Annotated in this window: 8 protein-coding genes; 2 read left to right on the forward strand and 6 right to left on the reverse strand. The window is 48.7% G+C overall.

The window, feature by feature from the left end; genetic code table 11:
* Window positions 1-8: 8 nt before the first annotated feature.
* Window positions 9-317: a hypothetical protein gene (locus KMZ15_RS03300; RefSeq protein ID WP_223694161.1), complete on the forward strand. Its 309-nt coding sequence runs from the start codon at window positions 9-11 to the stop codon at window positions 315-317.
* Here KMZ15_RS03300 and KMZ15_RS03305 read toward each other — a convergent pair.
* From KMZ15_RS03305 to KMZ15_RS03330, 6 genes are all read right to left on the reverse strand, one after another.
* On the reverse strand, window positions 291-824 hold the full coding sequence (locus KMZ15_RS03305; RefSeq protein WP_223694164.1) for a hypothetical protein: 534 nt from the start codon (window positions 822-824) through the stop codon (window positions 291-293). The genes KMZ15_RS03300 and KMZ15_RS03305 overlap by 27 nt on opposite strands.
* Window positions 825-826: 2 nt before the next feature.
* Entirely contained in the window at window positions 827-8,422 is a 7,596-nt protein-coding gene (locus KMZ15_RS03310; protein ID WP_223694166.1) for a hemagglutinin repeat-containing protein, read from the reverse strand.
* A 246-nt stretch (window positions 8,423-8,668) separates the two neighbouring features.
* Window positions 8,669-10,147, reverse strand: coding sequence for a group II intron reverse transcriptase/maturase (ltrA, locus tag KMZ15_RS03315; protein WP_223691158.1), 1,479 nt, complete (start codon window positions 10,145-10,147; stop codon window positions 8,669-8,671).
* A 602-nt stretch (window positions 10,148-10,749) separates the two neighbouring features.
* Window positions 10,750-11,835 carry an ABC transporter substrate-binding protein gene (locus KMZ15_RS03320; RefSeq protein ID WP_223694169.1) on the reverse strand — a complete coding sequence of 362 codons (1,086 nt, stop codon included), beginning with the start codon at window positions 11,833-11,835 and terminating at the stop codon, window positions 10,750-10,752.
* 12 nt (window positions 11,836-11,847) lie between these two features.
* Window positions 11,848-12,918 carry an ABC transporter substrate-binding protein gene (locus KMZ15_RS03325; protein ID WP_223694171.1) on the reverse strand — a complete coding sequence of 357 codons (1,071 nt, stop codon included), beginning with the start codon at window positions 12,916-12,918 and terminating at the stop codon, window positions 11,848-11,850.
* Window positions 12,919-12,938: 20 nt separating this feature from the next.
* Window positions 12,939-13,844 (reverse strand): LysR family transcriptional regulator, encoded by a 906-nt coding sequence (locus KMZ15_RS03330; RefSeq protein WP_223694175.1) that lies wholly within the window; start codon window positions 13,842-13,844, stop codon window positions 12,939-12,941.
* 321 nt (window positions 13,845-14,165) lie between these two features.
* On the opposite strand from KMZ15_RS03330, the gene KMZ15_RS03335 reads away from it, so the two are divergent.
* Window positions 14,166-15,518, forward strand: a complete 1,353-nt coding sequence (locus tag KMZ15_RS03335; RefSeq protein ID WP_223694177.1) for a 2-hydroxycarboxylate transporter family protein — start codon at window positions 14,166-14,168, stop codon at window positions 15,516-15,518.
* Window positions 15,519-15,615 lie beyond the last annotated feature (97 nt).

The following is a 15,615-nucleotide window of genomic DNA, read 5'->3' on the forward strand; positions in this document are numbered from 1 at the left end:
GACGCTGTTTGACAGCCGTCTATGTTACGCAAGCTGATGCTGCCAATTTTGGCGTTAACGTTGGTTTCGTGCGCCACTACAACGCCGCTTTTACCGGCGAGCCTGCCGGACCTTCCGCCAAGTCTGACCGAGAACCCGCCAACATTTCGCTTGCTGAAATTGCGAAAACCCATGCCCACAACATTAGCGCCTGCTTGCAGTGGCGCGAACAGACGCTTGGATTAAGGGCATTCTATCAACAGTTGCAGCAAACGCAGCAATCCACTATAGCAGAGGATCAGCGCTCCACTTCAAGCTGGCAAAATAGCACCCGTTGAAATTGAGATATTTATAACTTTCCCTGTAAACATTTCGGTCAGTGAAAGTATCCCCTGTTCATCATTAATAACCCAATCTGTAACAATGCCTGTGGAAACATCCCATACCTCTGTCAATTCTCTCGTAACAACTTGCGCACCTATTTCATGAATAATGCAAAGATTTCCATTTTTCAATAGGAGCAGGTCAAAAAAGACTCCATTTAGTCGAAATAGTCGGTTTTCGATAGTTGAAGATGGTTGGATAATGGAGACCGCTGCTATGTAAGAATCAAATCCTACATACACAGTTTGATAACTTTCGACGAGTAGCGCTTTAGGTGTAACCCCTCTGCTTGCAACTGCTATACCCAGCCCAAAATCAAGCTCATTTGAGTCAGATTCAAGTGAACGGCATTCATAAATTGCTTCGTGATTGGAACCGAGGATTAGCCACTTTTTATATTTATCCTGGAACCAATATTTCATTTCTCTTACAGAATCATAGCTCTCAGTAAACGTGATCATTATTACTCCCAGTGTTTTGGTTTATGGGTGAACCGACCGGTAGGCCCGAATGCTTCTCCTGATTCTAGGAGATTACCATTCCAATATGTTTCTAGCTTTATGCCACCTCTAGGCCCCATTAGCAAAGAGTGACGTACTACAATGCCCTTTTTTCCAATACCAACAAAACTTGCGGGATTAGCATAAATTTCTGAAAAATGCCGAGAAAGATACTGCCGGGCAGCAGGGGTATCATATAGCCCAATCTGTTCGAGTTGGCGGAGCATTCCTATAGAGCGATCAGTGCTGTGCTTTCTTCCCGTTGCTTTCCCAAAGAAATACTGTAACTTTTCCTCGATTTTTGAGACATTTGCTGGCTGGCTAACCGTCGTCAGCAGCTTACCATCAGCGGCAGAAGCGCCACTCGCTTTCGCCAAGTGTTCAAACTTCGAGAGGCTAGAAAATTCTTCCAGTGTTTTCTTACCCACATGAATTCCAGCCTTGCCCAGCGATGCAGTGAACTGGGTTACCCCAACTGCCGCTATCGTTATCAAGCCTACTTGCCAAATTAAATTGCCTAAATCCCGACCCAGTTGCACGGCATTCTGGTCGCCGCCTTTCTCCACCGCGACCTGCATCCGGCTAATTTTGGCATCTAACTCAGCAACAATCGCTTCGCCTACTTGCTGTCGTACTTCCTTGTTAGCAACAAGAGCCGCTAATCCTTTTAGGCTCTTGGGCAAGTCCGAAAAAAATTCAACTAACCCTTCTGCATCCTCCCAACCCGCTTCAGCCAAACCGCTGACAAGACCTGACATCGTCAATGCGTCTTGCTTTGCCGAAATGCCCGTCCATTTAATCATTGTCCCTGCTTTGCAGGCGAGACTATCTTCACAGGCTTCTAATTCTTTTTGGGTCTGCGCCTTTTGCTCTGTAGCCAGCCAGTTGTTTTCTATCGCTATACTCGCACTCGTCAGCGCTGAGGATGGATCCTGCCCAACGGCTGCGGCAATACCCGTGACTAAACCCGCCAATAGATTGCGTTTCGCTTCTTGCTCTTGTTGCGTTGCATCAGAATCGGTTTTGAATAAGTTCGTCAATAAACTGGAAGTGGCTCCTCCTATCGCGCTAGCGCTTATGCTTTGATTGCTCGCGACTGCTCCGCCAGCTGCCACTAAGGCATGTAGTGTCGCATGCGCTGGACTGCCTTCTTCTAGAGCCTTAGCTTGCACCAACTGACCGATATAGCTTGTGCCTTGCTGCTGGATTAAGTTCACCACGCCGCTTTGCACGAACTGTGCGGTTGTCCCCGTTACATTGCCAGAGGCTGCCGCTGTTAACGCAGTCAATACCCGCCGGTTGAGGCCACCTGGACCCCACTTATTATTTAACGCTTTCGCTTGCACACGCAACTCAGCTGCGTCTTCCTTTAACTGCTGCCGCCGCTCCTCAGGGATCAACGCGTTTTCATTGGCGAGCGTCTCTTTATTTTTAGCTTGCTGAATTTTACGATCCGCATCTTTGGCTCTATGTTGAATGAACGTATTCACTTCCCGGCCCAAGGCCTGCACGATCTCAAAGCCCGCTTCAATCTCAGCTTGATTAAAAATGGGCGCGAGCGCCGAATGGTTGAGCGCTGGATCGCGGTTTAGGCTGGCGAGGGTGTCCTCTGAACTTTGCCCTGTTAATGCCTTGTGCCGAGTCTCATCCGTAATCACGATCTGAGCGCCACTGAGGGTGCTCTTTGTCGTAGACGATGCGGTGCCTGAAGCACTCATTGCAATGGGTATCGAGGGGCTGATCCCTTTCCGACTCGCCAGCTGATTGCCGCTATGCGCAGGAGTGACGGCTTCGCCAGACTGGCTCGAGCCCACGTTTTTTCCACTTGAGCTATACCCTATGCCTAAACTTAGGCTGTGTGCATCGTACTTAGCCTGATTGATAATGTCATTGGCAACCAGAGTCGCCGTTACAAATTGATTCTTACCTTCTGCGATTGCTCGATCTGTACTTGCAATCACCCCGCCAACAAGCTTTGTATCGCCTTCAACCTCAATTTGAAAACCTCCGTCACCGGCTTGTATGCCTGTTTGCTCCGCTACGCTCCGATAAGTACTGTCTATTTTTTGTTGCGAGAAGTTAATGCTGACCGCAGAAGTGGGTCCTGCCGTGGCGCTGCCACTGATACTTTGATAGTGGCTGTTATAGCTATTTGTGTTCTGCACGCTTTCAATTTCAAGATCACCCTCGATTCTGGCTTCGACTTGCTGACCAGAGAGCTGAGCGCCTTTTAAGTGGACATCGCTTTGCGCGTTTAACATCAGTGTGCGACCCGCTTTGATCTGAGCCGGTGTATGGCTGACTTCAATGCCATCTGTGTGGCCACGCCCAAGACTGAGTGTGGCGGATGCCCCCACTGAGTTCTGGGTGCCGAATGTGGCTGCCATTCCTACCGCGCTACTCTGGTTATGGCGTTCACTGTGCTGGCTAAAGGTATTCAGCGCTGCCTCAACATTCAGTGGACCTTCTATGTTGAGTTCGACATCGTGCTTGGCTTCAATCTGAGAGCCGATGACAGCGAGGGTTGACTCTTCACCTAAACCTTTCATATCCAAGCGCACAGTGCCGCCAGCTTTGATCGCACTGCCTAACGCTGTGGTGCTCAGCTGGGTTTGCTGGAACTCCTGATGACTCTCACCTATCATCGCGCTGACGGTAACGCCGCCGGCGGCTTTAGGATCCGCTTGGATCGCATCGTAGGCGTTTTTAGCCGCGAGCGCGCCAGCGCCAGCGGCTAACGCATGCATGCGTGGGTCACTCACTTGCGTGCTGGCTTGAAGCATTTGCTGGCCTGTTTGCGCTGCTGCAATCACGGGTGCGCTGACTGAGACGGTCAAACCGGATTGATGCCATTCGTTATGCTGCCAGCGTCGGCCTTGTTCATAGACCGGAACGACGGTGCCTTTGAGTGCTTTCCCCTCGATATTGCCCTCAGGTGCTACCAGCTGGCTGCCGCTTTGGTGATATTCGCGGCCCGCGATGGCCTGGATGTAACCCGAGACACTGCCAATAACGGTGCCTATATGCGGAGTGCTTTCGCCTTCAAATTCATCTTTTTGTTGGCGCTCGCCAATGGTAAAACCCAAACTGCCGCTGTCCAATAAGCCAGAACGCTCTTTGACTGAATAATGGCTCGCTTTCTCAATCTGCTGGGCAGCGTTTAGGTTGATGTCATTGTCAGCGTACAAACCCACAGCGCGCATGCCAATGATATTTGAGCCCGTCACACTGAGATCATGCCCAGCCTCCATCTTGACGGTATCGCCCGAAAAAGTACTGCTCAATGCTTGTTTTCTATATAGTTTGTTTTGCGTTAATTCACTCGAAGAAGAGAAAAAATTGTCCGATTCATAGTGGTGAGATTCAGCAAAATCGAGTTCTTCGTGGGCTGCCGTCACCTTAATATCCCGATCAGCTTTGACGGAAAGTGCTTCCCCTACATTCACATGAGCGCCAACCGCATGAATATCTCGACCTGCCTTGAGTTCAAGTGCTCCACCGGTTTGAATGAGAGAGCCTACTTCTGTTTTTTTGCTTACGCTTAACCAATTACGCTCATCCCAGGTTAGCTGGTGCTGAGCGCCTACCGTGGCTGTGCCTAACGTTAGGTCACCTCTGGCTTCTAAGCTAGCATTTTCATCCATCTTGATTTGAGTCGCCGCCAGATGGATGTCGGACTCGGCATACGCTTGCAGTTGCTCTGTTCGAACTTCGGTGATGCCATCTAGAGATGTCTGGCTGCCGCTGACGGCATGGGTCGTTTGGGTTTGGCTCTGGAGATGGATATCATGGCCGGCTTTTAGGGTGATTTTTTTGACGGCAATCAGCTGGCCAGCACGGCTATCGATATTATGGCTCGCCTGCATCGATAGGGTGTCCAAGCTGACGATTGCGCCGCGCTGGTTATCAATATGGCGTGCATTGAGATTCACATTACCTCGGCTGATCATCGTGCCAGCATTTTTTAGGGGATGATCGCTATGCAGTTCAATGGCGTTAGCTGAAATCAGCGAGCCGCTCAGAGGGACCGGGCTGGCGTCGTTTTTAGCCAGATAGAGTTTGGGCATCATGACCGTCTGTTCTGAGCCATCGGGTAATTTGACGCTTTGATTCACCATCCAGACTGGGCTCGCGGTTAAAGCGGCAATTTGCTGTGGCGTGGGTTCTATACCTAGCGTCAGATTATGCTGCTTGGCCCAGTTTGCGCCTCTATGCATTAACGCTTTGAATTCAGTAATCGGGTTTCGATAGCCGGATAGATAGTAGTGACCCGTCAAGCCAATGATCTGATCGCGAATCAATTGCTGTTCATAAAACCCATCCCCTAAGCGCTTGGGCACAAGTTTGGGATCGAGGTTGAGTAATTGCAGCAATAAATCGCTGGAAACGCTGTCGCTGCTGCGTGCAAAACGGGGATCGGTTTGAATCAGAGGTTGATTAGGATCGAGGTTAAGGCGATGCAAGCCGCTGTTGAAGAACAGTTGGAAGCCCGTTAGGTTAGGAGGACTCACTTTTACTGTTATGGATGGCTGTTCAATGAGCACCGTCCCCGCATCCTGCCGCCAGGACGCGATATTCAAATTGTACTTTTCTGCATTGCTCATATGGTAGGGCGTAAGTCCATGAGTACTGCGCTTCCAGCCCCGACTGAACATTCCGCCATGCCAATCTAGTCTTGAGTATTGACTTGTACCTTGATCGTTGGTGACCCGTTGGCCCACCGCATCATGGTTTTCAATCTGACCCGGTCTATCTTCCAAATCAAAAGTGCTGAGCAGGCCAGCCGCGATAATCTGGCTTTTATTGTTGATCACCTTTCCTGACAATCGCATCGCCTCGCCCGCTTGAATTTTGCCGGGTTCGCTATGTGTGACCTTCGTCTTCGTCACCGTGCGTTCATAGTTAAAGTGCGTAAAATCAGCGAATTTGGTCTCATCCGGGTTCGTGCCTCGCAGAGCGAGGCGCCATCCATCAGCGTCCACCCATTCGACATTCTCTTTACTATGGCGAATGGATTGATTCTCCGGTTGATATTCGTCGACTTTTTGCTGATCAATCACTTCTTCTTCAATCTCGAATCTCCCGTTTTCATTTCTCAGCTCTTGTGCATCGATTGAGAGATCGTCGCATGCCTCAATCCTCGAACCTTTATTGAGGATATGTTCACTAATGCCCTGTACTTTGAATTGCGCATTCAGTTCACCCCCAATAGTCAAGTTGCTGAAGCTATAGAGCGAGCCATGTTGCAGATTGGTAAGGTTCTTGATACCGAGCCAAAGATTTTTTTGCGCAAAGATCCAGCCATTATCATTGATCAAAGAAGCGCCGAGCTGATCACGTGCACCAATTGAAACCGTATCGCCAGTAATTACGGCCTTATTTTGTTGAAGTGAATTTGTCGGAGGAAGCCAATTTGTCTCGTTTATTAGCTCGTTACCCTCGATCAAGGCCTGGCCCTTGGCGTGTATGCGGCCTTCGTTGTTCAAAGAATGAACTAAAACGCGGAGATCTCCCTCACTGTCTAAAATGCCATTCTCCGAATTTTCAAAATGCCCTGCTGCTATGGACAAGGTATCACTTGCGGATATCGTACCATCCCCATTTTGGAAAAAATCTCTTGTTTTCAGAGTCACGCTCTTGCCTACAATTGCACCTCCACTATTGTAGATCTCTAGCCTTCCCAGCAAGTTCCGGTATTCATTACTGATCAGACCGCCTTGTGAACCATATTCATCGCTACTGGTTCCGCCTGAGAAAATCTTTATTTCACCGGCTCCAGTCTGAAGGATTTGCCCCGCTTCGTTTATCACTCTTTGCGCATGCATTTCAAGCATACTCTGGTGATGAGCAGCGTGAATGGGGCTGTGTGTGTTGCTTGGAGTCTGTGCGTTGGGTTTTTCATCCCCCCCTACGATAATGAACCCTTTGCTGTTATTTAGATGATAGGTGTCAATCTCGATTTTCTGGCTCGCCGATAACGTTCCAGAGGTATTATTGATTAATTTAGAGGCTTCTATTTTGAGCGCTTGATTCGATAGAATGCTCCCCTTTTCATGATTCAATATTTCAGAAGCGTTGACGGTAATAGAGCCTTTGCCACTGATTATTCCTGCCCCTTTCGCCCTGTCAGGATTGCGGTTCACTATGGATTTGTGAGCAACAATTTGGATTGCTCCTGCGCCAGTATGAATTATGCGGCCTGCACTATTGTCAATGGTGTTGGCCTTCATATCCAATACGCTTTGATCTCCTTCAATTTCTATATGTCCCAAAGTATTGTTCAGTTCTTTACTCTCTAGGACAAGATTTGCACTCGCGGTGATTTGCCCATTTTGATTATTCAAATGATCGGCTTGGATCGATAGCTTATCTATTGATTCAATGGTAGAAGAGGTGGCATTGGTTAGGCGCTGTGCGGAACCTTTTACTTTGTGTTGGGCATTGAGGGGACTGCCGATTGTCAATTCGCCATCGCTATGCACTAAGCCATGTTCTTGGTTGTGTAGGGTCTGCGCTCCGATGGTAAGCTGGTGGCGCGCCATGATCACCCCGGCTTGATGTTCATCCGTATCCTCGGTGCCATCATTGATCAGGCTCTGTGCACTAATAGCCACGGTGCTGCCTTGGATCACCCCGCGGTTTTTGAGCTGATCGTGTAGGGTGAGCGTCAGACCTCGCCCGTCGATCAAAGCGTTTGCTTGATTCTCCAGTTTTTTTCCTAACAACGAGAGATCGCGCTGAGCACGGAGTGTGCCGGCATTGTCTAAGCGATCAGCTTCTAGTGTTACATCACCGCTTGATTGAATCTGATGACTCGAGTTGTATAAGAGAGCCGCTTTAATTCTTAGGTGTTCATTAGTGTGTACTTTGGCGTTCTTTGTGAATTTCAGCCACCCCGCGCTGACCTGGTCTAATTTAGGCAGATTTTGCCCAATCTGAATGCTCGCTGCTGGCTGAGTGGCAATCACCGGGACGCCTAACTTCGTATAATTGACTTGATGCTTGCCAGTGCTAATGTTGATTGTATTAGCCTGCAACTCTCCATCTATTTTGACGGAATAGGCGATGAGATCAATTTGATCAAACTGCTTAAGCTTTGCGACACTTTTGATTGTAATGTGGCCTTTTTTGCTCACGAGAAATGCGTCAAGATTGCCATCGCTGCCGATAATAGGCTCACCCGTCGCAAATATGATGCGGCTGGTATTGAGGAAATTGCATCCCCATAAATGCATGCCATTCGCATTGGAGAAGGCTAGTTGGGCTCGTTGTCCTGCGATTTTTACAGTGCCATCGAACTTAGAGGGTTTGTACCCTATGGTCTTATTCAAGATCATCCGCGTAGCAGGGCCATTCTGTAGGACTATGCCTGAGGAGGTAACTTCGAACTCTTGATACGAGTTATACGAGATGCCCGCTGAATTGGGCTGGGCAATATCAACAGTGAGAGGATGCGTCGCCGTATGAGTATCCGTTGTGGTGTGCCTCTGCTCATTGGATGAAGTGGAGGCGGTGGGAACCTGTTGGGCCGATATCGCGTTAACTACTTTCAACATCATTAATACCCCCATTCAGAACTGGCAAACCCGTTTGAATGCTGTTCTGAGTCAGTCATTTAACCAAATACGAGCAATGCTCGCGGCGGAACATCAGAGGCCATGAATACAGCCCAAATAAGTTAAGCGTTGAGTGTCGAGTAAAAGCGAAGCATTGCTACTTCGCTCTCCTCCAAGAACCGTGCATGCGAATCACTCCGCACACGGCTCAAGCAATTCGTCAGCCCCAGACTCTGGAACCGGGCAGTATTACAGAGATTGAGTTTGGCGTCGGTTAAAGTAGGAAGACCAGACCGGATCAAAGGGATTCGCGGCGCTTTGTATTTTGACGTGCCTACGAATAGGGACGGTGTTAGCCTGGAAGAGTTCGGTAAGGTGCAAACCCTGACCGGAGCAACTCTTCGTAGCAAATACCCAGCTACGGTTCCCGATGGTCTGGAAATACTTCTTTATAATCCATTTGACTGCTTTGTTAGGATGTCGGCGTTTTGCCCATTTCCATAGGATTTGCCAAATGTGAGCGTCTATCCGTGAGAAGGTGTGCTTGGACACTACGTGGCGATGATACATTGCCCAGCCCCGAATGATCGGGTTCAGTATCATGATCATCACCTCTTGCGTGGCGCTGCGGCACCTTCTAACGATTTCTCGGACCTTATCCAGAAGTGATTTAACACTTTTCTTTGCGGGTTTGATGAGTAACTTGCCCGAGTACTTGCGTACATTTTGGCCGAGGAAGTCGAACCCATCCGAGATGTGAGTGATCTTGGTTTTCTCTTCTGAGAGTTCCAGTCCACGCGCAGCCATAAATTGCCTGATCGCAGGGAGTATTTTGTGTTGTAGAATCTCTTGCGAGATTCCGGTGACCACGAAGTCATCTGCATAACGGATGACGTTGAGTTTTGCTTGTCGGCGGGCGTATTCGGATAGACCTACGCTTGCGTAAACAGCTGCCTCTAAACCATCCAACGTCATATTCGCTAGTACGGGTGAGAGGATACCGCCTTGCGGAACTCCATCCGTGCTATTGAACAGGGTATCTTCACTGATATATCCGGCTTGAAGCCACTTACGCAGGAGCTGCTTGTCCATTGGGATGTTTTCTAAAAGCCACGATTTGCTGATGTTATCGAAACAGCCGCGGATATCGCCTTCTAGAATCCACTCTGCCGAGGATTGCCTAGCGAGAGCGATGAAACAGTGTTCTATGGCGTCTGCAGTCGAGCGATAGGGCCGAAACCCATATGAGTTTGGGTCTGCTGTGCACTCTGCAATAGGTTCCAGAGCGAGCTTCCATAAAGCTTGCATCGCTCGGCACCGCATGCAGGGAATGCTCAGCGGACGCTTCAGGCCGTTGCTCTTGGGAATGTAAATACGCCGTAGTGGCATGGCACGATATCCGTGGTGCCGCAACAAGCCCATTCCTTTCCATTTGGCCGCTGAAGTTGACCAAATCTTGCCGTCAACTCCTGGCGTCCTTTTACCTCTGTTTTCCGTCACTCGTTTCACGGCGAGCATCTTGCCGCTGTACGAGCGGGTCAGCAGATGTTGTAGTGCTTTTGCTTTACCCCATCTGCCTTCCAATACTGCCTTAGCGATACGCGCCTGAAGTCGCTTCACTTCCGCCATAATGTGGGGCCAATTGGCTTGTTCCCACTTCAAGGCTTCGCGCACAGGCGCACCATTGCCGACGCCTTTCGCTTGCGCTGAGGTGTCGAGCTCTGTCATCTGCATTCCTGTGTGTAACGATTGGTCAAGTTATCTCGCTATGAATTGCTAAGCGGAAGTTGGCTCACTTTCGTGCCGGACTATATTGCAGTCCGTATCCAACCCATTACAGATTGGCATGCTTTTTTCCGCTATCCTCTGCCCGCAGCGCCAACAGCTTTCCTTGCGGTTTGCCTGCCGTTTCCGGCAGCGTTACGGGTTTACCCTGTTTCGTTTGAACTTCAGTGCGTGTCGGACCCCTCCTATATGCCGACGGTTGTACGTCCATGTTGATCGAAAGTTAAGCGACCAATCCTAACCGCTTACCTTGTTGGTTCAGGCCCAGCACTTTTGGCCTGTTGGATGTTACGGCACTTGCAGAGGTTCACTTATGTTGGTCGTATTCACACATCCCTAGCCCCTCTCCGCTTTAGTGCTAGCAGATTCGGCTTTGCTTCACAGCGCGGCCTACCGATATCTCGGTGGTTACATTGTCTTCGGAGCTTCACACCGGACCGTTGCCAGCCCCGCATGTCCGAGTAGGGAACGGTTGATGGAGCAGCCGGTCTCGTCCAGTTGTACTATTACTGTGAGACAGAGGTTCAAACGACTTTCAGGTCGCACTAACTTAGCATCCACTGATTAAAGCGTTCAATAACAGTTTCTTTATTCTTAAGCCAGTACGAAGCATCAATATATAAGCCCCGTTTAAGATTATCCGGGTAAGTTTGCAGTAGCTTGGCCCGTTCTGGGTCGATCAGTTTTTTTAATAGCTCGTAAGGCTGAGTCGGTCCAATCGCATACTGAGCAAGAAGCGCCTGTTGTTTTGGCTCTGAGGCAAATAGGATGAACTGGCGGCAGGCATCAGCATTCGGTGTTCCCTTCAAAATCGCCCAACTCTCGCATCCGTAGATATGCTGCTCCCACGTCATTGCGACCGGCGCACCGGCGTCTATCGCTGCCTGCACGCGGGAAATATAAGTGGGTATCAAGCTGACCTCGCCAGACTTCAGCAGTTGTTCGACCTGCGCCCCGTGCATCCACCAGAGAGCGACGTGTGGTTTAATTTTGTTGAGACTGCGAAACGCCCTCTCGAGATCGCAAGGGTAGACCTTGTTCGTTGGTACATGATCAGCCATCAGCGCTGCTTCGATAGTGCCAAAAGGATGTTTGCGCAAACTACGGCGACCTGGGAAATGCTCCACATCCCATAGATCCTGCCATGATTGTGGCGCTCGATGCCCTTTAAAGGCATCCGTTCGATACGCAAGCACGGTTGTAGAAACATTCGTTCCTACGCCGTAAGGCGACATAAACTGTGGCAAAATCGATGAGACAACCGAGTCATGCTCAAGTTCATGACGCTCCAAATAAACCTTGCCAGTTGTCAAAGACATGATGGTGGATTGGCTAATCACGGCCATATCCCATAGATAACGTTGGGTTTCAACCATCGTTCGAATTTCTGTAGTAGGTTCGTATCCTGACGTAGCACTGATCACTTGAATGCCAGTCTTTTGCGTGAAGGGTTGATAGAGTATGTCTTTATATATCTGGCTATAAATTCCCCCCGCATCGCGCACGATGATTTGCTTCGGGGCAGTCCGGGAGCGCGTTAAAACGAATGGCGCGATGGCAGCCACCGCTCCAAACGCTGCGATTTTAATGGCTGTTCGGCGGTTAATAGGGTGAGGTCGATGATTATCCATAGTCACGGTTCGTCAGCTTAGTAGCCAATGATTAAATCGTTCAATCGTTGCTTCCTGGTGCTTGGACCAATATGAAGCGTCGATATGCAGTCCCTTTCTCAGATTATCCGGATAAGTTGGAATGAGCTTGAGCTGTTTTGGGGCAATATATTTAAAGGTATCAGAATGAGTAGGGCCATACCAACTCTCCTGGGCGAAATGCGCCTGCCGTTTTGGCTCCGAGGCAAATTGAATGAATTGGCGACACAGATCAGCGTTAGGGGTTCCTTTTAAGATCGCCCAATTGTCATATGCATAGAGATGCTGCTCCCACGAAAACCCGACTGGCATATTGGCGTCGATAAGCGACTTCGCCACCGGAGTCCAGACTGGGAGTAAATCCACTTCGCTTGACCTCAACAAAGTTTCAGTTTGAGGTCCACTCGTCCACCAGACAGCAACCGATGGTTTAATTTTGCCAAGGCTCTTAAATGCCTGGTCGAGAGCACAAGGGTAGACGTTGTCTGCCGGTATGCCAGCGGCCATTAGGGCAATTTCGATCGTTTCGTTAGGTAGCTTGCGTAGGGCACGGCGGCCAGGAAACTGTTCGACATCCCAGAAGTCTTGCCATGATTCCGGATGGCGCCCTTTAAAGGTATCCCGCCGATAGGCAAGCACTGTGCTATACACGCTCTTGCCAACGCCATACGGCGACATAAACTGCGGCTCGATTGCCGAGATCACCGGGTCATGCTCGAGTCCATGCGGTTCAAGATAGGCCTTGCCAACTGTCAAAAGGCGGACGTACAGTTGATTGATGACGGCCATATCCCACGCGTAATTACGCGATTCAACCATGGTCCGAATTTCTGGAGTGGGAATGGCTGCTGTCGTAGCGCTAATAACTTCAATGCCATGTTTCTGAGCGAAGGGTTTATAGAACACATCGTCTAGGATTTGAGAGAATATACCTCCTCTGTCACCTATGACAATTCGCTTCGGAGCAGTGCGAGAAGGCGTCAAAACGAATGGTGTGGCAAACGCAACCCCACTTGAGGCGATCATCTTGATGGCGCTGCGGCGCTGTAAAGTTGAGTTATGCACAGTATTCACTCCTTTCGTTACTATAAACAGACCTTATTCGCGCACACAAGCAATTTTATTTCAAGCAACTCAAGCAATTGATTGATCGCTGGAGAACGCGGCCTGCCCGCCTTGACGATTAAGCAAAACTCTAAAGAAGAGTTGAACGTTGGATGATCAATTGTAAGCGCAACCAGTTGACCAGCCTTAATCTCTTGCTGTGCTGCGAGGGGTGACATTAGAGTTCCGCCAGGTCCGATACTGGCAAATTTTTTCCGAGCAGCAAGGGAATCACTAATAATACCTGGGATGAGCTGTATTTTTTCAGCGGACTCTACTGAGCGAATAATGTTCCACAAAATAAATGGAGGAGGCGGTAACGCAATTGGATAGCGCGCTACTTCCGTGAAGGTTACTATTCGCTTGCCAACAAGCGGGTGACTTTTATTCACTAACATGCATATTGGTATTGATTTACGCATACGGTAACTAATCTCCGGGTCAGTTAGGCAATGGTGACTCATAATCCCTATATGCGTCCCATCTTCGAGAATTTCAGTAACGACTTGATCAGAGGTATTAAATTCCTTAACGGATACATTTAAATGAGCGTATTTTGAACAGAAATCGCTTAGCGCATCCTCGACTAAAAGATCGCTATATGCCTTAAGGGTGGCAATATAAATACTACCGCGTTGCATCCCGCGCAACTCTTGTAAGCCAGCCTCGAAATCTGCTTGTAACATGCGGTTTCGGCGGTAATATTCGAGCAATAGTTCAGCTGCCTCAGTGGGCGTTACGCCATGCCGGTGTCGCTCGAACGGCTTGACCCCTACCTCCTTTTCCAGCAGTCTGATTTGGCGCGTAATCACCGACGAATCCGTATTCAAATTATCCGCTGCTGCCCGAATTTTTCCGCGTGCGCAGACTTCGTAAAAGTAACGCAATCGCCGTTGATTGATTTCTTATACCATTTACCACGCCACTCGCTCTTTAAGTATTACTCACTTTATTACAATAATAGGCTTAGATTTACAAACGGGAAAGCACGAATATTTTATTTGGTGCTGCTCAATAAGCACCATCATAGTCCGCCACGGTTGTTCAAATAGCCTTACAACAAGTCAATAATCCAGCGTTAGAGACTTGACATTATTATCGGTGCCTTCGAATTGTTCCATGATCGTGCGCGATGAGAAGGGAAGTTTTACATATCTAAATATTCTCCTGACTGGAATAAAGGTAAAAATGCTAATGGAGGCATTTAAATGCAACAGGATTCATCGCTTATAGACGCTGCGGCGTTGTCCTTATTATCCACATTTGATTCAAAATTAGTGGTTGTTCGCTGGTGGCAGTTGATGGATAAACGCATCGGCGTTATCCCGCTACCAGTGTATTGTTTTGCGCTCGTTTGCCTGGGCTTTCTTCTGGCTTTTGAAAAAGTCTCTGGCGATATCTCAATTATGTTTGCGCTACTTGCTGTATTCGGCTTTACCTGTGCCGAGTTAGGAGAGCGTATTCCAGGTCTACGCCAGATTGGTGGGTCTGTTATCGTGACAATTTTTCTCCCCGCCTGCTTGGTTCATTACACACTCTTACCTAATGAATTAGTTCAATCCATTAACGATTTTTGGCAATTGACAAAGATTTTGTATCTCTTTATTGCGTGTGTGATCGTTGGCAGTATCCTTAGTATGGACCGTCAGACGCTTATTACAGGCATCGTAAAGATTTTCATCCCTCTTGCTGCAGGCTCTGTACTCGCAACTATTGTTGGTACACTTACCGGTATCGCTTTGGGCTTGGGCGCCCACCATACTTTTTTCTATATCATCATCCCCATTATGGCGGGAGGTATCGGCGAAGGGGCCATTCCTCTTACCCTTAGCTATGCCGACATTCTCAACTTACCGCAAAACCAACTATTCGCTCAAATCGTACCAACTATTGTGCTTGGCAATTTGGTGGCGATTATTTGCGCGAGCTTGCTTAATCAATTCGGGAAGTGCCATGTCCGCTATAGTGGACAGGGTCGTTTATATGCCGCTGACGATGATGCACTCGCAAAACCTACCGATGCTTCCTCAGTCACGGTTGAGCATATTGCTGCCGCTGGTATGGTGGCAATTTGTTTATATATGCTTGGAGTACTCGTACAGAAACTGATTGGCTTGCCTGCTCCTGTGGCAATGCTATTTTTTACTGTATTTGCTAAGCTTACTGATGCGATTTCGCCCAAATTAGAAAATGGCGCTCGCACTATCTATCATTTTTTCTCGACAGCGGTCACCTACCCTTTACTCTTTGCTATCGGCATTACCATCACCTCTTGGAGTGACTTAATGGCCGCTTTCACTGTAGCCAACATCATTACTATTGTAGTAACCGTTTTAACCCTTACTACGGTGGGCTTTTTTGTGGGCAAATGGGTAGGTTTATATCCGATCGAAAGCGCAATCATTAATGCCTGCCATAGCGGGATGGGCGGTATTGGTGATGTTGCGATACTCACTTCTGCCCATCGACTACAGTTAATGCCTTTTGCGCAGATGGCAACTCGCCTGGGAGGAGCGCTCACTATTACGGTTGCCCTTATCCTACTAGGACTTGTCTCGTAGAGGCTGATGGCCTTATACCTCCCTTTGGGAACATAAGATGTGTCCTTATAAAAGGCAAGATAGCCCAGAGATATCCACAGATACTGTGCATAACTAC

The organism is Mycoavidus sp. HKI, from assembly GCF_020023735.2.
Lineage (GTDB): Bacteria > Pseudomonadota > Gammaproteobacteria > Burkholderiales > Burkholderiaceae > Mycoavidus.